Annotated in this window: 19 protein-coding genes, 1 tRNA gene and 1 pseudogene; 14 read left to right on the top strand and 7 right to left on the bottom strand. The window is 76.3% G+C overall.

Annotated elements, in window-relative coordinates; translation table 11 throughout:
* The first annotated feature begins 128 nt into the window (after nt 1–128).
* From FHL80_RS16285 to FHL80_RS16245, 9 genes are all read left to right on the top strand, one after another.
* The gene (locus FHL80_RS16285; RefSeq protein ID WP_138734427.1) at nt 129–1052 is read left to right on the top strand and encodes a hypothetical protein; all 924 of its coding nucleotides are present in this window, start codon (nt 129–131) and stop codon (nt 1050–1052) included.
* An 11-nt stretch (nt 1053–1063) separates the two neighbouring features.
* Nucleotides 1064–1588 (top strand): MarR family winged helix-turn-helix transcriptional regulator, encoded by a 525-nt coding sequence (locus FHL80_RS16280; protein ID WP_246078727.1) that lies wholly within the window; start codon nt 1064–1066, stop codon nt 1586–1588.
* 118 nt (nt 1589–1706) lie between these two features.
* On the top strand, nt 1707–3206 hold the full coding sequence (locus FHL80_RS16275; RefSeq protein ID WP_138734426.1) for an HAD-IIIA family hydrolase: 1500 nt from the start codon (nt 1707–1709) through the stop codon (nt 3204–3206).
* Nucleotides 3207–3271: 65 nt separating this feature from the next.
* The gene (locus FHL80_RS16270) at nt 3272–4261 is read left to right on the top strand and encodes a glycosyltransferase family 9 protein (RefSeq protein ID WP_138734425.1); all 990 of its coding nucleotides are present in this window, start codon (nt 3272–3274) and stop codon (nt 4259–4261) included.
* On the top strand, nt 4258–5223 hold the full coding sequence (locus FHL80_RS16265; RefSeq protein ID WP_138734424.1) for a glycosyltransferase: 966 nt from the start codon (nt 4258–4260) through the stop codon (nt 5221–5223). The genes FHL80_RS16270 and FHL80_RS16265 overlap by 4 nt, the downstream gene beginning before the upstream one ends.
* Nucleotides 5220–6434 carry a glycosyltransferase gene (locus FHL80_RS16260; RefSeq protein ID WP_138734423.1) on the top strand — a complete coding sequence of 405 codons (1215 nt, stop codon included), beginning with the start codon at nt 5220–5222 and terminating at the stop codon, nt 6432–6434. The genes FHL80_RS16265 and FHL80_RS16260 overlap by 4 nt, the downstream gene beginning before the upstream one ends.
* On the top strand, nt 6431–7099 hold the full coding sequence (locus tag FHL80_RS16255) for a D-sedoheptulose-7-phosphate isomerase (protein WP_138734422.1): 669 nt from the start codon (nt 6431–6433) through the stop codon (nt 7097–7099). Before FHL80_RS16260 ends, FHL80_RS16255 begins: the two co-directional genes overlap by 4 nt.
* Nucleotides 7096–8448 (top strand): D-glycero-beta-D-manno-heptose 1-phosphate adenylyltransferase, encoded by a 1353-nt coding sequence (gene rfaE2, locus FHL80_RS16250; RefSeq protein WP_138734421.1) that lies wholly within the window; start codon nt 7096–7098, stop codon nt 8446–8448. The genes FHL80_RS16255 and rfaE2 overlap by 4 nt, the downstream gene beginning before the upstream one ends.
* Before the next feature lie 92 nt (nt 8449–8540).
* Entirely contained in the window at nt 8541–9437 is an 897-nt protein-coding gene (locus tag FHL80_RS16245) for a glycosyltransferase family 9 protein (protein ID WP_246078726.1), read from the top strand.
* Here FHL80_RS16245 and FHL80_RS16240 read toward each other — a convergent pair.
* The 5 genes from FHL80_RS16240 to FHL80_RS16220 all read right to left on the bottom strand — a co-directional run bounded on the left by FHL80_RS16240 (nt 9434) and on the right by FHL80_RS16220 (nt 14311).
* Nucleotides 9434–11089, bottom strand: coding sequence for a substrate-binding domain-containing protein (locus tag FHL80_RS16240; protein ID WP_138734419.1), 1656 nt, complete (start codon nt 11087–11089; stop codon nt 9434–9436). The two genes, FHL80_RS16245 and FHL80_RS16240, sit on opposite strands and share 4 nt — an antisense overlap.
* A 130-nt stretch (nt 11090–11219) precedes the next feature.
* Nucleotides 11220–12629 (bottom strand): NAD-dependent epimerase/dehydratase family protein, encoded by a 1410-nt coding sequence (locus FHL80_RS16235; RefSeq protein ID WP_246078725.1) that lies wholly within the window; start codon nt 12627–12629, stop codon nt 11220–11222.
* Nucleotides 12630–12653: 24 nt separating this feature from the next.
* Nucleotides 12654–12887 (bottom strand): DUF2630 family protein, encoded by a 234-nt coding sequence (locus FHL80_RS16230; RefSeq protein WP_138734418.1) that lies wholly within the window; start codon nt 12885–12887, stop codon nt 12654–12656.
* A gap of 66 nt (nt 12888–12953) precedes the next feature.
* Complete coding sequence (locus FHL80_RS16225) at nt 12954–13871, bottom strand: prephenate dehydrogenase/arogenate dehydrogenase family protein (RefSeq protein ID WP_138734417.1); 918 nt, start codon at nt 13869–13871, stop codon at nt 12954–12956.
* Nucleotides 13868–14311 (bottom strand): PaaI family thioesterase, encoded by a 444-nt coding sequence (locus tag FHL80_RS16220; RefSeq protein ID WP_138734416.1) that lies wholly within the window; start codon nt 14309–14311, stop codon nt 13868–13870. Before FHL80_RS16220 ends, FHL80_RS16225 begins: the two co-directional genes overlap by 4 nt.
* Nucleotides 14312–14322: 11 nt before the next feature.
* Between FHL80_RS16220 and FHL80_RS16215 the strand changes: the two genes are divergently transcribed.
* Together FHL80_RS16215 and FHL80_RS16210 are read left to right on the top strand one after the other, a co-directional pair.
* Nucleotides 14323–14847: a tRNA adenosine deaminase-associated protein gene (locus tag FHL80_RS16215; RefSeq protein ID WP_138734415.1), complete on the top strand. Its 525-nt coding sequence runs from the start codon at nt 14323–14325 to the stop codon at nt 14845–14847.
* Nucleotides 14848–14879: 32 nt separating this feature from the next.
* Nucleotides 14880–15521 carry an HAD-IA family hydrolase gene (locus FHL80_RS16210; protein WP_138734414.1) on the top strand — a complete coding sequence of 214 codons (642 nt, stop codon included), beginning with the start codon at nt 14880–14882 and terminating at the stop codon, nt 15519–15521.
* Between the two features lie 10 nt (nt 15522–15531).
* Here FHL80_RS16210 and FHL80_RS16205 read toward each other — a convergent pair whose 3' ends face one another.
* Nucleotides 15532–16038 carry a DUF4386 domain-containing protein gene (locus tag FHL80_RS16205; RefSeq protein WP_138734413.1) on the bottom strand — a complete coding sequence of 169 codons (507 nt, stop codon included), beginning with the start codon at nt 16036–16038 and terminating at the stop codon, nt 15532–15534.
* A gap of 23 nt (nt 16039–16061) precedes the next feature.
* On the opposite strand from FHL80_RS16205, the pseudogene FHL80_RS16200 reads away from it, so the two are divergent.
* From FHL80_RS16200 to FHL80_RS16190, 3 genes and pseudogenes are all read left to right on the top strand, one after another.
* Nucleotides 16062–16541: pseudogene (locus tag FHL80_RS16200) on the top strand (TetR/AcrR family transcriptional regulator C-terminal domain-containing protein); the annotation flags it as partial.
* A gap of 51 nt (nt 16542–16592) precedes the next feature.
* Nucleotides 16593–17051 carry a nucleoside deaminase gene (locus tag FHL80_RS16195; protein ID WP_246078723.1) on the top strand — a complete coding sequence of 153 codons (459 nt, stop codon included), beginning with the start codon at nt 16593–16595 and terminating at the stop codon, nt 17049–17051.
* Nucleotides 17052–17061: 10 nt separating this feature from the next.
* Nucleotides 17062–17146 (top strand) — tRNA-Ser (locus FHL80_RS16190).
* Between the two features lie 62 nt (nt 17147–17208).
* On the opposite strand, the gene FHL80_RS16185 is transcribed toward FHL80_RS16190, so the two are convergent.
* Nucleotides 17209–17502, bottom strand: coding sequence for a hypothetical protein (locus FHL80_RS16185; protein WP_216870789.1), 294 nt, complete (start codon nt 17500–17502; stop codon nt 17209–17211).
* Nucleotides 17503–17660: the final 158 nt, after the last annotated feature.

Raw genomic sequence — 17660 nt, 5'->3', positions numbered from 1 at the left:
GCATGTGACTGGTGTGGCGTACGGGACTGGCGGTGCGTTCCTCGTACATGGTTGGGGCAGTTCCGGGGCAGGACACGGACACGCCGCGGGACCAGCCGTGCGACAGGCGCGAGATCGGGGGAACGACCGTGCCGACACACCTCTCCCTCCGTTCCGCGTCCGCCGCTGCCGTGCGGGTGCTGGCGACCACCGGTGTCCTGCTCACCATGGCGGTCGCGCTGGCCGGTCCCGCCGCCGCCATCGAGGACCCGCGCCGTCCCTTCGCCGAGATCACCCACGGCCCGAGCTGTGGGCCGGGCGTCGTCCGGGTCGAGGTCACCAACGGCACCCAGGCGCGCCGGGTGGCGCTCGTCTTCGACGGCGCCGCCGAGCAGGACGTCGCTCAGCTGGCCGCCGGCGAGCAGACCGAGCTGGCCAGCGACGACGTCGACTGGGGCCAGACGGTCGACGTGTCGGTGAGCGTGACCCGACCCGACGGCACCACCGAGGCGCCGATCGAGTTCGGCACCTACACCCGGCCGAGCGCCGAGGACTGCGCGGCGGTCGCGCCCGTCGCGCTGTCCTCCGGCACCGAGCCGGCGACCCGGACGAGCGCCACGGTGCCGACCGGCGGCACCGACGAGACGACCTGGGGGGACGACGACGCCGGTGCCGAGGCGGCCAGCGCCTCGTCGGCCTCCGTCGCGCCGGGCGGCGTGGTCACCGTGCGGGCCACCGGGTTCTCTCCCGGCGAGCCGGTCCAGGTCACCCTCGTCGGCCGGGACGGCGCGCTGACCACCGTCGAGGCGGCGCCCGACGGCAGCGTCGAGGCGGTCGTGCAGATCCCGCGGGCCGCCGCGCTCGGGACGGCGACCGTGCAGCTCGTCGGCGCGGTCTCCACCGCCACCGCCGGGCTGGACCTGCAGGTCGCCGCCCGCGTCCGGCCGCTGGCCGAGCAGACCACCTCCGTCCCCGTGCTCGCCGCGGGGGCCTCCCTGATCGGCGCCTCCGGGCTGCTGGGCCTGTGCGCGGCCCGGCGTCCCCGCGGCGCCGCGCTGCCGGCGCCCTGCTGAACGACGAGGACGTGGAACCCCCCATGGACCAGCACCTGGACCGGCGTCACGACGGCGCCCCGCCGCGTGGCGTGCCGCGGGACGTCCGTGGCCTGGCCGGCGCCGGCCCGAGCGCGACGGAGACCTGGCTGCGCATCGTCCAGGTGCACGACCGGATCACCCGCCGGGTCGACTCCGCGTTGCACCGCCAGCACGGGCTCTCCCTCACCGGCTTCGAGGTGCTCCGACGGATCGCCGAGTCACCCGACGAGCGGGCCTCGATGGGCGACCTGGCCGAGGCCGTCGGGCTCAGCCGGCCCGGCATCACCAGCACGGTGAACCGGCTGGTCGACGAGGGGCTGGTCACCCGCGAGCGGCACAGCGGCGACCGCCGGCTGCTGCACGCCAGCCTGACCGACGTCGGCCGGGAGCGGGTCCGCGCCGCCGGCTCGACCCACGACGACCTGGTCGCGCACCTGCTGACCATGCTCGGGGACGACGCCGCCCTGGTCACCGACGCCCTCGCCCGGGTGTCGTCCGCCGCGCGCCGCTACTGAGGAAAGAACCCCGCAGGCACGTGCGTGACGATCACCCGGACGGGTACGCCCCGATCTGGCCCCGGACAACTTAAAGCCCGTAGTGTTTCGGCCGGTGGAGCGCGGGAACCGATCGGGCATGACGGTTGTCCTGCGCGACTGCACGGTCGTCGTCCCGACGATCGGCCGGCCGTCGCTGGACGTCCTGCTCGACGCCCTCGCCGCCGGCACCGGGCCGCGCCCCGCTGAGCTGGTCCTGGTCGACGACCGCCCGACCGGTCCGCCGCTGTCCCCCGAGCGGCCGGGCCTCCCGCCGGTCCGCGTGGTGCGCACCGGCGGCGGCGGTCCGGCGGCCGCCCGCAACCTGGGCTGGCGCAGCGCCCGCACCGGCTGGATCGCCTTCCTCGACGACGACGTCGTCCCCGACCCCGACTGGTACGACCGGCTCGCCGAGGACCTCGCCGCGCTGCCGGCCGAGGTGGCCGGCACCCAGGGCCAGGTCCGGGTGCCGCTGCCCGAGGACCGCCGACCCACCGACTGGGAGCGCGGCACCGCGGGGCTGGCCACCAGCAGCTGGATCACCGCCGATCTCGCCTACCGCCGCGCCGCGCTCGCCGCGGTCGGCGGCTTCGACGAGCGCTTCCCGCGGGCCTTCCGCGAGGACTCCGACCTGGCGCTGCGGGTGATGGACACCGGCTCGACGCTGACCCGTGGCCGGCGGTGGATCACCCACCCGGTGCGACCGGTCGACCGCTGGGTGTCCGCCCGCGTGCAGGCCGGCAACGCCGACGACGTGCTGATGCGAGGGCTGCACGGGCCGACCTGGCGGAAGCGGGCCGACGCCGCCGTCGGCCGCCGTCCCCGCCACCTCGCGGTGACCGCCGCCGCCCTCGGTGCGGCCGGCCTGCTGGTGGCCGGCCGGCCCCGAGGGGCCGCGCTGGCCGCGCTCGGCTGGCTGGCCGGCACCGCCGAGTTCGCCTGGGCCAGGATCGCACCCGGCCCGCGGGATCGCGCCGAGGTCACCACCATGCTCGCCACCAGCGCGGTCATCCCGCCGCTGGCCACCTGGCACGTCCTGCGCGGCGCCGTGCAGCACCGGAAGATCACCGCCTGGCGCGGGCTGCCCGACCTGGTGCTCTTCGACCGCGACGGCACCCTGGTGCACGACGTGCCCTACAACGGCGACCCCGACCAGGTCCGCCCGGTCGACGGCGCCCGTGAGGCGCTCGACGAGCTGCGCGCCCGCGGTGTGCGGATCGGCCTGGTCAGCAACCAGTCCGGCGTCGGCCGCGGGCTGATCACCCGCGCGCAGGTCGACGCGGTGAACGCCCGGCTGGCCGAGCTGCTGGGCCCGTTCGACACCGTCCAGGTCTGCCCGCACACCGCCGAGGACGGCTGCGACTGCCGCAAGCCCGCGCCCGGCATGGTCACGGCGGCCTGCGCCGAGCTCGACGTCGACCCGGCCTGCTGCCTGGTCATCGGCGACATCGGCGCCGACGTCGGTGCCGCGACGGCGGCCGGTGCCGCATCGATCATCGTGCCGACGCCGGTCACCCGGCCGCAGGAGATCGCCGCCGCGCCACACCGGGCGGCCACGCTGACCGCGGCCGTCGCCGATGTCCTGGCCGGCTCGTGGTGAGCGCCCCTTCCCCGCTCTCGGCGCCGCAAGCGGCTCCGGTTCCGGCGCCGAGACCGGGGCGGACGGTGCTGGTCGCGCGGCTGGACAACGCCGGGGACGTCCTGCTGCAGGGCCCGCTGGTCCGGGCGGTGGCCGCCGCCGCGGACCGGGTGGTCTTCCTGGCCAGCCCGCAGGGCACCGCGGCCGCCGAGCTGCTCCCGGGTGTGGACGAGCTTCTGACCTGGCACTGCCCGTGGATCGACGGCGCCCCCCAGCCCGTCGACGCCGCCGACCTCGCCGCGCTCACCGAGCGGGTGCGGGCGCTGGGCGTCGACGAGGCGGTCCTCAGCACCTCCTTCCACCAGTCGCCGCTGCCGCTCGCGCTGCTGCTGCGCACCGCCGGGGTCGGCCGGATCTCAGCGATCAGCGTCGACTACCCCGGCTCGCTGCTCGACGTCCGGCACCGGGTGGACGACGACCTGCCCGAGCCCGAGCGCGCGCTCTCCCTGGCCCGGGCCGCCGGCTTCGACCTGCCCGACGGCGACGACGGGCGGCTCGCCGTCCGTCGTCCGCTGCCGTCGATCGACCGCGCGCCCGGGTACGTGGTGCTCCACCCCGGTGCCTCGGTGCCGGCGCGCGCCTGGCCGGCCGGCCGCTGTGCGGAGGCCGTCGAGGCGCTCGCCGACGCGGGCTGGCAGGTGCTGGTCACCGGCGGTCCTGGAGAGCGGGAGCTCACCGCGGCCGTCGCCGGCACCCGCGGCACCGACCTCGGCGGGGCGACCACGCTGGCCGGGATGGCCGCGCTGCTCGACGGCGCCGCGGCGGTGGTCGTCGGCAACACCGGCCCGGCGCACCTGGCCGCCGCCGTCGGCACCCCGGTCGTCTCGCTGTTCTCCCCGGTCGTGCCGGCCGTGCGCTGGGCGCCCTACGGCGTCCCCACCGTGCTGCTCGGTGACCAGTCGGCACCCTGCCGGGACACCCGCGCCCGCGAGTGCCCGGTGCCCGGGCACCCCTGCCTGTCCTCCGTCACCGCGGCCGACGTCGTCGCCGCCGTCGAGAAGCTGGTCACCGCATGAAGGTCCTGCTCTGGCACGTGCACGGGTCGTGGACGACGTCGTTCGTCCAGGGGCCGCACGAGTACCTGCTGCCCGTCACCCCCGATCGGGGCCCCGACGGGCTCGGCCGGGCGCGCACCTGGGACTGGCCGGCGTCGGTGCGCGAGGTGACCCCCGAAGAGCTGCGCACCGAGGACGTCGACGTGGTCGTCCTGCAGCGGGTGTCCGAGCTCGCGCTCGTCCGGGAGTGGCTGGGCCGCGAGCCGGGACACGACCTGCCCGCGGTCTTCCTCGAGCACAACGCCCCCGACGGGGCGGTGCCGAACACCCGGCACCCGCTCGCCGACCAGGCCGAGATCCCGATCGCCCACGTCACGTACTTCAACCAGCTGTTCTACGACAACGGGACGGCGCCGACCGTCGTCATCGAGCACGGCATCGTCGACCCCGGCGAGCGGTACACCGGCGAGCTGGCCCGGGCCGCGATCGTGGTGAACGAGCCGGTCCGGCGTGGCCGGTACACCGGCGGGGACCTGCTGCCGCTGCTGTCCTCGGCGGCCCCGCTGGACGTCTTCGGCATGGGGCTGACCGGCCTCGACGATAGCTATGGACTCGACCGGGAGCGGCTCGGCCTGTTCGAGGACCTGCCGCAGGCCGCGATGCACGCCGAGCTGGCCCGCCGCCGGGTGTACGTGCACCCGGTGCGCTGGACCTCCCTCGGGCTGTCGCTGCTGGAGGCGATGCACCTGGGCATGCCGGTGGTCGCGCTGGCCACCACGGAGGCCGTGGAGGCGGTCCCGGCCGAGGCCGGGGTGCTCTCCACCCGGCCGCAGCGGCTGGCCGACGCGGTGCGCACCTTCGTGCACGAGCCGGACGCGGCCCGGCTGGCCGGCAAGGCCGCCCGCGCGGCGGCGCTGGAGCGGTACGGGCTGGCGAGGTTCCTCGCCGACTGGGACCGGTTGCTGGAAGAGGTGACCCGATGAGGATCGACCTGGTCAGCGAACACGCCTCACCCCTCGCCGCCATCGGCGGGGTGGACGCCGGCGGGCAGAACGTGCACGTCGCCGCGCTGGCCGCCGGGCTGGCGACCCGCGGCCACGAGGTCACCGTGCACACCCGCCGCGACGACCCCGACCTGCCCGACCGGGTGCGCACCGCCGACGGCTACGACGTCGCGCACGTGACCGCCGGCCCGGCCACCACGCTGCCCAAGGACGACCTGCTGCAGCACATGGCCGCCTTCGCCGACGTGCTGCACGCCGAGTGGCCGGTCACCCGGCCCGACGTCGTGCACGCGCACTTCTGGATGAGCGGGCTGGCCGCCGTGCAGGCCGCCGCCGACCTCGGCATCCCGGTGCTGCAGACCTTCCACGCGCTCGGCTCGGTCAAGCGCCGTCACCAGGGCGACGCCGACACCTCGCCCGAGCAGCGCATCGACCTCGAGCGCGGGCTGTGCGCCGAGGTCGACCACGTCGTGGCCACCTGCAGCGACGAGGTGTTCGAGCTGCGCCGGCTGGGCCTGTCCAGCGACCGGGTCTCGATCGTGCCGTGCGGCGTGGACACCGCGGAGTTCACCCCGCGCGGCCCGGTCGCCGCCCGCTCGGGCCGGCCGCGGCTGCTGGTGCTCGGCCGGCTGGTCGAGCGCAAGGGCCAAGAGGACGCCGTCCGGGCGCTGGCCGCGGTGCCGGACGCCGAGCTCGTCGTCGTCGGCGGGCCGCCGGTCGACGCGGTCGACGACGACCCCCAGGTGCAGCGGCTGCGCGGCATCGCCGACTCGGTGGGGGTCGCCGACCGGCTGGTGTTCGCCGGCGCGGTCGCCCGGGCCGACGTGCCGGGCTGGATCCGCTCGGCCGACGTCGTCCTCGCGGTGCCCTGGTACGAGCCCTTCGGCATCACGCCGCTCGAGGCGATGGCCTGCGGCCGCCCCGTCGTCGCCACCGCCGTCGGCGGGCTGGTCGACAGCGTCGCCGACGGGGTCACCGGCGACCTGGTGCCGCCACGCGACCCGGCCGCCCTCGGCGCGGCCCTCGCCGCGCTGCTCGCCGACGACGAGCGGCGGGCCGCCTACGGCGCCGCCGGCGTCCGGCGGGCCCGCACCCGCTACCGCTGGTCCCGCGTCGTCGCCGACACCGACGCCGTCTACCGCCAGGTGCTCGCTGCCCGCACGCCCGTCCTGCTGGAGGAGTCCCGATGAGCACCGCCCCGAACCGGTCCACCGAGGTCGTCTCGCCGGACACCTGCACCCACCTCACCGGCCACGACCACGTCACCTCGCTGACCGTGGCGCTGCGCGGGCTCACCGACTCCGTCGACACCCTCGACCGCTGGGGCCAGCTGCTGGCCGACGTGCTGACCGGCGAGTCCCGGGGCCGGCTGCTGGCCGCGGGCAACGGCGGCAGCGCCGCCCAGGCCCAGCACCTCACCGCCGAGCTGGTCGGCCGCTACCGCGCCGACCGGCCGCCGTTCTCCGCGATCTGCCTGAACGCCGAGACCTCGTCGCTGACTGCGATCGCCAACGACTACCCGGCCGACGAGCTCTTCGCCCGCCAGGTGGAGGCGCACGGCCGGCCCGGGGACGTGCTCGTGCTGATGTCGACCTCCGGCCGGTCGCCGAACGCCGTCACCGCCGCCCGCCGTGCCCGCGACTGCGGCCTCACCGTGCTGGCGATGACCGGCCCGGCGCCCAACCCGCTGGCCGCCGTCGCCCACGAGACCCTGGCGATCGAGTCGGAGTGGACGGCGACCGTGCAGGAGTGCCACCTCGTCGCGCTGCACCTGCTCTGCGCCGCCTTCGACGCCGCGGTGCTCGCCGAGCCGGCGCGGGTGGCGACGGCGAACCACGTGCAGGTGGTGGAGTGAGCATCGTCGTCGTCGGTGACGCGCTCCTGGACGTCGACCTGGTCGGGACGGCGTCCCGGCTGACCCCGGACGCGCCGGTGCCGGTGGTCGAGGACGTCGAGCGCCGGGAGCGCCCCGGTGGTGCGGCGCTGGCCGCGGTCATCGCCGCCCGGTCCGGTGCCGACGTCGTCCTGGTGACCCCGCTCGGCGACGACGACGGGGCCCGGCGGCTGCGGGCGCTGCTCGCCGGCCGGGTCCGGCTGATCGAGATCCCGGCGACCAGCGCCACCCCGGTCAAGCAGCGGATCCGGGTGGGCGACCACTCGGTGGCGCGGCTGGACACCGGCGGGTCGGCCGCCACCTTCGGCGCGCTGCCGGCGGCCGCGGCCACCGCGATCGGCAGCGCCGCCGCCGTCCTGGTCGCCGACTACGGCCGGGGGACGACGTCGGCCGCCGACGTCCGCGCAGCCCTGTCCGCCGCCCGCGGGCCGGTGGTCTGGGACCCGCACCCGCGCGGCGCCGACCCGGTGCCCTCGACCCGGCTGGTCACCCCCAACGGCGCCGAGGCCGCCCGGGTGGCCGGGCCGGACATCACCGGCGACGGGCTGGCCGCCGTCGGGGCCCGGGCGCAGGCGCTGATCGCCCGCTGGGGGGTCGGCGCGGTCGCGGTCACCCTGGGCTCGCGGGGTGCGCTGCTGTCCTACGGCGAGGGCGCCCCGATGGTCGTGCCGGCGGTGCGGGTGACCGGCGGCGACCCGTGCGGGGCCGGGGACTCCTTCGCTGCCGCGGTCACCGTCGCGCTGGCCGGTGGCGCGGTCACCGGCGAGGCGGTCACCGCGGCGGTTGCCGCCGCCGGGGCGTTCGTCGCCCGTGGCGGGGCCACCGCCTGGGACGCCGTCCCCGACTCGCCGACCGCCCCGGCTCCTGGGGTCGACGCGCTGCTGGACCGGGTCCGCGCGGCCGGCGGGACGGTCGTGGCCACCGGCGGCTGCTTCGACCTGCTGCACGCCGGGCACGTCGCCACGCTGCGGGCCGCCCGCGGGCTGGGCGACTGCCTGGTGGTCTGCATCAACTCCGACGACTCGGTCCGCCGGCTCAAGGGGCCCACCCGGCCGCTGGTCACCGCCACCGACCGGGCCCGGGTGCTGGAGGCGCTGGAGTTCGTCGACGCGGTCGTCGTCTTCGACGAGGACACCCCGTCGGCCGTGCTGGACCAGCTCCGCCCCGACGTCTGGGCCAAGGGCGGCGACTACGCCGGCGCGGACCTCCCCGAGGCCGCGGTGCTGCAGAGCTGGGGCGGCCAGGCCGTCGTCCTGCCCTACCTGGACGGCCACTCGACCACCGCCCTGGTCGCCCGCTCCCGCGTATGAGCACCACCCCCTCGTCACTTTCGGCGCCGAAAAGCGACCGAACGGCTTCGCCTTCGGCGCCGAGAGCCGAGACGGCCGTCGTCCTCCGGCCGTTGGGGTTGGGGGACCTGCTGACCGGGGTGCCGGCGATCCGGGGGATCCGGGCTGCGGTCCCCGACCACCGGCTGGTGCTGGCCACCACCCCGGCGCTCGAGCCGCTCGCCGCGCTGATCGACGCCGTCGACGAGGTGCTGCCCGCGGTCGAGCTCGAGCCGCTGGACTGGGGCGGCCCACCGCCCGCGCTCGCGGTCGACCTGCACGGCAAGGGACCGCTGTCGCACGTCGTCGTCGCGGACCTGCACCCGCAGCGGCTGCTCACCTTCGACAGCCCCGGCTATCCCGGGCCGACCTGGTACGCGGGAGAGCACGAGGTCCGGCGCTGGTGCCGGCTGGTCGCCGAGGGTCTGGACGTCGACTGCGACCCGGACGCGCTGGACCTGGCGGTGCCCGACCTGGCCCCGCCGGCTCCCGGGGTCGCCGTCGTCCACCCGGGCGCGGCCTTCCCGGGGCGGCGCTGGCCGCCGGAGCGGTTCTCCGCCGTCGCGGCGCACCTGGCAGCGTCCGGGCTCGAGGTCGTGGTCACCGGCGGGCCGGCCGAGCGGGACCTCGCGCTCGGCGTCGCGGCCGGCGCCGGGCTGGGCGTGGACGCGGTGCTGGCCGGCCGGACGACGTCGCTGGAGCTGGCCGCCGTCATCGCCGCGGCCCGGGTCGTGGTCTGCGGGGACACCGGGGTCGCGCACCTGGCCAGCGCCTACCGCCGTCCCTCGGTGGTGCTGTTCGGCCCGGTGTCACCGGCGCTGTGGGGCCCGCCGCCGCGGCGCCAGCACGTCGTCCTGTGGCACGGCGACGGCACCGGCGACCCCTGGGGGACGACGCTGGACCCCGCGCTCGACCGGATCACCGTCGCCGAGGTGACCGCAGCCCTCGACCAGCTGCTGTCCTCCTCCTAGCTGCGGCGGCGGATGGCGTCGAAGAGCACGCTCTGCAGGTCCTCCGGGTCGAGTGCCGCGTAGGCGGCGCCGCCGGTGGCGTCCGCGATCTGCTGCAGCGCCCCCTGGTCGGCGTCCGGGCCGAGCGCGATCCCGACGACCTTCACCGGCCGGTCCGGGTCGGCCTCGGCCCGCAACGTGCTGAGCAGCTCGTCGAGGCCGATGCCGGTGTCGTCGTCGTTCTCGCCGTCGGTGATGAGGACGACGCTGTTCACCGAGGCGGGGTCGTAGGCGTTCTGGGCGGCGCGGACGGCGGCCAGCGTGGTGTCGTACAGCCCGGTGCCGCCGGGGGAGAGCAGGCCGGGCAGGCTGTCGAACTGCCCGTCGATCAGCTCGCGCTGGGTCTGGCCGCCGGCGTCGGCGCCGAACTGGCGGAGCGGGGCCAGCTCCACGTAGTCCCGGTCGCCGTCGAGCCGGTAGGCGAACGCCCAGACGCCCCCGGAGTAGGAGTCCGGCAGCAGGGTCAGCGCGCTCTTGGTCGCGTCCCGGGCCAGGGTCGCCCGGGTCCCGTCGCCGGCCGGGGCGCTCATCGAGGTGGAGACGTCGACGACGGTCAGCAGCCGGGACGGCGTGGCCAGGCTGGACAACCGCCCGAGCAGTCCCTGCAGTGCGGCGGCGTCCAGCTCCAGCGACGCGGGCGCCGCCTCCTGCACCCCGGTGTCCGGCCCGGCGCCCTCGGGAGCGCTGCCCTCCTGGTCGCGGAAGCCGGCGGCGCGCACCTGGGTGGCGGCCGAGGCGGCGGTCAGGGTCCGCACGACGGCGTCCACCGCCTCCGGGTGGGCGGCGTCGGCCGCGCCGACCTGCAGCACCGGGTAGTCGAGGGACGGCGAGCCGTCGCTGGGGTAGACCGCGACCAGCGAGTCCGAGCCGGCCGCGGTGTTGGCCGCCAGCACCTCCTGCTCGCTCACCGGCACCAGCGGCGCGTCGGCGCCGCCCTCGGTGCCGGCCGTCAGCGCGTCGGCGGGGGAGGGGACCTCCCCGCGGCCGGCGGCGAGCACCGCCGCCACGACGGCGTTGTCGGCGTCCGCGCCGCCACCCAGCGACTGCCGGACGGCGGCCAGCGCGGACAGTCCCTCGGCGCTCGCGGTCAGGTCGGGGACGGCGAGCGGGCGGCCGGTGCCGAGCGCCTGACCCCAGGTGGGCGGCGTGCTGGTCCACCCCAGCTGGTCGGCTGCCGCGCGGCTGGTGGCCAGCACCAGCGGTGAGGAGGCCAGCGAGCCGGCGGCCTGCACGTCGGCACCGCCGGCGCGGGCGGTCCACAGCGAGGAGTCGGGCACCCACACCTGCGGGAGGGCGGCGGCGTCCAGCGCCCCGACCGACGCCAGGGTCTGCAGCGGTTCCTCGGCGGTCACCTCGGCCACGGCGCAGGCGCCGCCGCCGAGCGGCTCCGGCCGGGACAGCAGCCGCTCCACCAGCGGGCCGACCTCGGGCGCGACAGTGACCCGCACGGTCTGCCGGTCGCTGCAGTCGGCCGCCTCGGCGTCGTCGTCCCCGGACCGCCACCAGACCAGGCCGAGGCCGATTGCCGCGATCAGCAGGACGGCCAGGCCGCCGAGCAGCGCGGGCCGGCCGGCGATCCTGGAGCGGGACGGTGTGGAGGCGTGCCGCCCCATCTGGCTTCTCCGTCGTGTTCGAGCCCTGTGCTGTGCCAGGGGCGCGCCGGAGCGCGGCTTCCCGGGCATCGGTCGGCCGGAACTCTACCCACTGCGAGGCGGTGATCGCCCCGCGTCAGGGGTCCTCGGCTCAGCTGGCGCGGGTGCTGCCCGCCTCGCGCTGGGCGGCGAACCAGGCGACCGTGTTCCGGAGCCCCTCCTCGGAGGTCACCGTCGGGCGCCAGCCCAGCGCCGTCTCGGCGGCGGTGGTGTCCGGGCGGCGCACCTTGGGGTCGTCGACCGGCAGGTCGATGAAGCCGATCTCCGACGACGAGCCGGTCAGCTCCACGATCCAGCGGGCCAGCTCGAGCATGGACAGCTCGTCGGGGTTGCCGATGTTCATCGGGCCGGTCTCGGTGGAGAAGGCGAGCGCGAGGATGCCGCGCACGGTGTCGTCGACGTAGCAGATCGAGCGGGTCTGCGAGCCGTCCCCGGCGACGGTCAGCGGCTCGCCGGCGAGCGCCTGGCCGACGAAGGCGGGGATGGCCCGGCCGTCGTTGGGGCGCATCCGCGGGCCGTAGGTGTTGAAGATCCGGACGATCGCGGTGTCGGTGCCCTGCGAGGTGCGGTACGCGGTGGTCAGCGCCTCGCTGAACCGCTTGGCCTCGTCGTAGACGCCGCGCGGGCCGACCGGGTTGACGTTGCCCCAGTACTCCTCGCGCTGCGGGTGCTCCAGCGGGTCGCCGTAGACCTCCGAGGTCGAGGCGAGCAGGTAGCGGGCGCCCTTCTCCTTGGCCAGGCCGAGGGTGTGCAGCGTGCCCAAGCTGCCGACCTTGAGGGTCTCGATCGGCATCCTCAGGTAGTCCAGCGGGCTCGCCGGGGACGCGAAGTGCAGCACCAGGTCGACCGGGCCGGGCACGTGCACGTAGTCGGTGACGTCGCAGCGGACCAGCCGGAAGCCCGGGTGCTCCATCAGGTGCAGCACGTTCTCCGGCGAGCCGGTGAGGAAGTTGTCCAGGCAGACGACCTCGACGCCGCGGTCGAGCAGCTGCTCGCACAGGTGGGAGCCCAGGAAGCCGGCGCCGCCGGTCACCACCGCCCGCTCGATCTCGCGCGTGCTGCGCACCGCACCCTGCACCGCCATGCCCTGCTCCCGTCCCGACCGCCCACGCGCCCTGCTCGTGGATCTGGGCGGTCCTACCCGTGATGATCTTCCGGCAACCACTTCGGAGGTGAAGTTCTCTCGGAGGCGGGTCGTGGTGCGGACGAGGTCGGCGACGGCCCGGGACCGGCTGTGCGCCGGCCACGCGATGACGGTGGTGACCTCGGGTGCGTCCACCACCGGCACGGCGACGAGCCCGTCGTGCAGCTGGGACCGGGCGGAGTCCGGCACCACCACCAGGGCCCGACCGAGCGAGACGAGCTGCAGCAGGGTCCGCTGCTCCGCCGCCACCACCGCGTCCCGCGCCGCGCGGCCGACGTGCAGCTCCGCACCGGTTGCTCGGTGGCCGACCCCCGCTCCCGGCTGCTGTGGCAGCTGGCGCTGCTGGAGGCCGGGCACCAGCGACCGATGCCGGCCCAGCCGCTACTGGAGGTAGTTCTCGACCTGGGGCTCGGGGCGGGCCTTGGCCTCGTCCGGGTCCTCGCCGTACTGGCGCTTGGCGTCCCGCTGGCGCAGCAGGTCCCACAGCTGGTCGCGGTCCTCCTCGATCTGGCGGAGCCGGGCGCGCTGCTCCGCGGTGTGCTCGCTGGCGTTGCGGAGCGTGTGCTCCTCCTCGACCAGGGCCTCGATCTGCGCGCGGATGTCCTTGTCGTCCATGTCTCCCTCTCCTCGTGCGTCGGTGTCAGCTTGCCCTGTCCCGCCCGGCTCCGCGCCTGCGGCCGGTCAGGCGCCCTCGGGCACCCAGCCCTCGACGAAGGCGGCCAGCCGCCGGGTCACCGCACCGCCGGCGCGGCCGAGCGCCAAGAGGGCCGTGCGGTCCAGCGGGACCCGCACCGGCCGGCGGCCCACCGCCGCAGCGCGGACGGCGTGCCCGTCGGCGACCAGGTCGGCCCACGGCCGGGCCAGCTGGGCGCGGACCCGGTCCAGGGCCGCGGCCGTCGGGCCGGCGTTGCCCTCGACCAGGGTGGTGACGAACGCCGGGTCGCTGCCGATCACCCGGGTGCCGTCCCGGAAGCTGCCGGCGGCGAGGGAGAGGGCGAGCGGCCCGGCCTGCCCGGCGGCGGCGGCCAGGGCGGCGGCCAGCAGGTGCGGGACGGCGCTGATGGCGGCGACCGCGTCGTCGTGCTCGGCCGCGGTCACCGGCACCACCTCGGCGCCGACGGCCAGCGCGATCTCGGCGACCCGCAGCCACCGCCGCAGGTCGGTGCCCGGTTCGAGGCACAGCGCCCAGCGGGCACCGGTGAACAGGCCCGGGTCCACGGCGGTGTGGCCGGACCGTTCCGTCCCGCACATCGGGTGACCTCCGACGAACCGGTCCCCGTGGGCGGCACCGAGCTCGGCGAGGACCGGCACCTTCACCGAGCCCAGGTCGGTGACGGTCGCGCCCGGGTCGATCCGCAGCCCGGTCAGCGCGCTGCCCATCACCGGCAGCGGCACCGCGAGGACGACGACACCGGTGAGCTCCTGGCTGATCCGCACGCCCTGGTCCTCGGCCGCGTCCCGGGCGGCCGGGTCGACGTCCCACCCGGTGACCGGCCGGCCGGCGCCGGCGAGGGCGGCGGCCAGCGAGCCCCCGAGCTGACCGAGGCCGACCACCGACACCGGCGGCGCGGGCATCGTGGGGACGGGGAAGTCGCTCACGCGCCGGTCTCCCACGGGGTGCCCAGCCGGAACACCCGGGCCAGGGCGGTGGCCACCCGACGTCCGTCGATGGTGGTCGCGTCGATCCGGTAGACCGCCGTCCGGCCGGAGCGGTGCACCTCCACGCCCTCGGCGACGAGTTGGTCGCCCGGCCGGCCCGCGGAGAGGAACTCGGTGTGCACGTCCTGGGCGACGGCGACCGTGCCGTGGCTGTTGCTCACCGCGCTGTGCACCACGTCGAGCAGCGCCATGGTCGCGCCGCCGTGCGCGGTGCCGACGGTGTTGAGCAGCTGCGGGCCCACGGTCATCGTCGCGCGGGCGTAGCCGGGCCGGACCTCGACCAGCTCGATGCCCAGGTGGGCGGCGAGCGGGTCCGCGGCCAGGGCCCGGAACAGGGCCGGGTCGACGGGCGTGCGGTCCTCGTCCGGGGCGTCGGCCATGATCAGAGGCTATGACGCCCCCACCGGATGCCGGCAGCACGTTGCGGCAGAGCTTTGCCGTCCGGGTCAGCCGCCTCGAGGACCGCTGGCAGTGCGAGCTGCTGGCCGCCGACGCCGACGACGAGCTGCCCGCGCTGGAGCGCGCCCTGGGCGCGCCGGGGTCCGCCGGCTGGCCGGGCCCCTTCGTGGTCGTGGTGGACAGCCGGCTGTACTTCGTCGTGCTGCGGCACGGGCCGGGCGGGATGGTGCGGGCGCTGATCTCCGATGCGACGTTCCAGGAGTGGGTGCTCGCCGCCGAGGTGGTCGAGCGGTACGGCATCGCGGTGGAGACCGGCACGACCATCGACGACGCGTTCGACGAGGACGGTCAGGGCTGGCCGGGCGGGGACCTCGACGTGTTCGCCGACGCCGGGATGCCGGCCGAGGAGCTCGCCCGGCTGCTGGACTCCGACGAGCTGTGGGCGGACGAGATGGTGCTCCGGATCGCCGAGCGGCTGGGCTTCGCCGCCGAGCTGCTCGCGGTGGCGACGGCGTGATGGCCGGCAGGCTGGTCGCGGAGTCGACCCCCATGAGCACCGTCACCGCGGTCGTCTTCGACCTGGGCGGCGTGATCACCGAGAGCCCGATGACCGCCTTCGCCGCCTACGAGGCCGAGTCCGGGCTGCCCGACGGGCTGGTGCGCCGGCTGAACAGCGCCGACCCGGACACGAACGCCTGGGCGCGCTACGAGCGCCGCGAGCTCGACGAGGCCGGGTTCCGGGTCGCGTTCGAGGCCGAGGCCGCGGCGGCCGGGTTCACCGTGGACGCCGGCCGGGTGCTCGCCGCCCTGCACGGGGACCTCCGCCCGGCGATGATGACCGCCGTCCAGCGGTTGCGGGCCGCCGGGCTGCCGCTGGCGCTGCTGTCGAACAACGTCGCGCCGATGGAGCGCACCGGGCGGCTGGGGGAGCTGCTCGGGTTGTTCGACACGGTCGTGGAGTCCTCGGTCGAGGGGGTGCGCAAGCCGGAGCCGGCGATCTACGAGCTCGCCCTGCGCCGGCTGTCCGAGGCCGTCGGCCGCCCGGTCGCGGCGGCCGACTGCGCCTACCTCGACGACCTGGGCATCAACCTCAAGCCCGCCCGGGCGCTGGGCATGCACACGATCAAGGTCGTCGACCCCGCTGCGGCGCTCGCCGAGCTGTCGGAGCTGACCGGGCTCGACCTGGCCTGACCCGAGCCGCTCAGGCGGGGACCAGCGCCGCCGGCGTGTCCGGCGCCGCCGGGGCGGAGGCCCGGAAGCCCCGGACGATGAGGTGGACCGCCAGGCTCATCTCCCACACGGTCACCGGCAGCGCCCCGAGGGCCGCCGGCGCGGACACCTGGTCGTAGAGGCCGAACAGCACCGCGGTCGACGAGGCGAGCACCAGCGGGCCGCTGATGAGCCCCACCGTGGCGATCCAGCGGGGCACCAGCCGCCCGCGGTGGACGAGGAGGGCGAGCAGCAGCGAGTTGACCCCGATGACCAGGCCGGGCCCGAGCAGGAACGACCAGTCGTGCAGGGCCACGAGCGCCCGGGTGACCGCGACCAGTGACGGGTCGTCCGGACCGGCCGCCCCCTGCACCCGGCGCAGCGTGACCACCGACAGCGTGCTCATGATGCCGACGGCGATGACCGCGGCCTCCGGCAGCCGGCCGCAGACGTAGCCCAGCGCGAGGCTCGCACCGTGCCGCTGGACGACGGGGTGCACGGCACCGGCCCTGGACCGACGCCGTCCGGCAACGCGTCCTCTCCGCCCGCCGCGCGGTGCTCCGGCACCGGTGGGCGCGGCAGGCGATCGAGTCCCCCACCCATCGGACGCCGGTCGTGCTGGGGCACATGGACGCCGTCGCCGGCATGTTCCGCGCCGGGGGGTGCTCGGTCGACCTCACCCACCACGTCATGCACGCGCTGGGCAACCGCATCTGGGGGTTCAGCCCGGAGCTCTTCGACGAGCCGCCGCCGGACCCGGCCGGTCCCGGGCCCACCCCGGAGGAGCAGGAGGCGATGGTGCGCGAGTTCGGACGGCGGTTCCCGCACGTCCTGGAGATCGCCACGGTCGCCACCGAGGGCGACCTGTCCGCCGTCGGCCAGGGTTGCGACGAGCAGTTCGAGTTCGAGTTCGCCCTCGACCTGCTCCTCGACGGCGCCGACCGGCTGCGCCGGCAGGGCTGGACATCCCCGGGGCGGGCCGGTGCCCGTCCGACGAGTTGAGCTCTGCTCCACATGTGGAGCAGAGCTCGACCGTCCGCGAAGGTGATCCGGGTGACCGACGACGAGGCGATGCTGCGGGCGCTCGAGCTGGCCGCCGCAGCGCAGGAGTGGGGAGACACGCCGATCGGCGCCGTCGTCCTCGGGCCCGACGGGGCGGTGCTGGCCGAGGCCGCCAACGAGCGGGAGAAGCGCGGCGACCCGACCGCCCACGCCGAGGTGCTGGCGCTGCGCGAGGCGGCACGCCTGCACGGCGACGGCTGGCGGCTGACCGGCGCGTCGCTGGTGGTCACCCTCGAGCCGTGCACGATGTGCGCCGGCGCCAGCGTGCTGTCGCGGGTGGCCCGGGTGGTCTACGGCGCCGACGACCCGAAGGCCGGCGCAGCCGGGTCGCTGTGGGACGTCGTCCGGGACCGGCGGCTGAACCACCGGCCGGAGGTCGTTGCCGGGGTCCGGGCCGAGGAGTCCGGCGCGCTGCTACGTGCGTTCTTCCGCGCCAGGCGGGCCCTGTAGTCTCTTCGGCGGTGGCGTGTCCGAGCGGCCGAAGGAGCACGCCTCGAAAGCGTGTGAGGTTCACGCCTCCGTGGGTTCAAATCCCACCGCCACCGCAACACGACGGCGGCGCCCGATCCCCAGGATCCGGCGCCGCCGTCGTCGTCTCGGCAATTGGTCAGCCCGCGCGGTCCGAGTCGATGAGCAGCTGCCCGTCCTCGCCCCGGACCAGCACGAACGTGTGCTGCTCGGGCAGCCTGCGGCCGTTCTCGACGTAGGTGACCGGCGCGGTGGCGGTGAGCGAGCCGTCGGTGGCCGACACCGGGCCGAGGGTGACCGAGCTGAACCGGTTCCAGAACGCGATGTAGTTGCCGCGGTTCTCGGCGCTGCGCAGCGTCGGCCCGGTGAGGTCGTAGGCGCTCTGCGCGTCCTGCGGCAGCAGGGCGTAGTAGTTGGTGATCGCCTGCCGCACCTCGGCCGCGGACCCCGCGCCCGGGGCGGCGGAGGTCGCGGGCGGGCTCGTCGACGGCGGGGTGGACGGCGCGCTCTGCGACGTCGACGGCACACGGGACGCGGTCGTCGGCGACGGCGTCGGGGTGGGCGTCGAGGCCGTGGGGGTGGGCTCGGAGG

It is taken from the genome of Modestobacter excelsi (assembly GCF_005930495.1).
Classification (GTDB): Bacteria; Actinomycetota; Actinomycetes; order Mycobacteriales; family Geodermatophilaceae; genus Modestobacter; species Modestobacter excelsi.
Note: the sequence above shows the minus strand (reverse complement) of the source record. Positions and strands in the feature narration are given on the sequence as shown.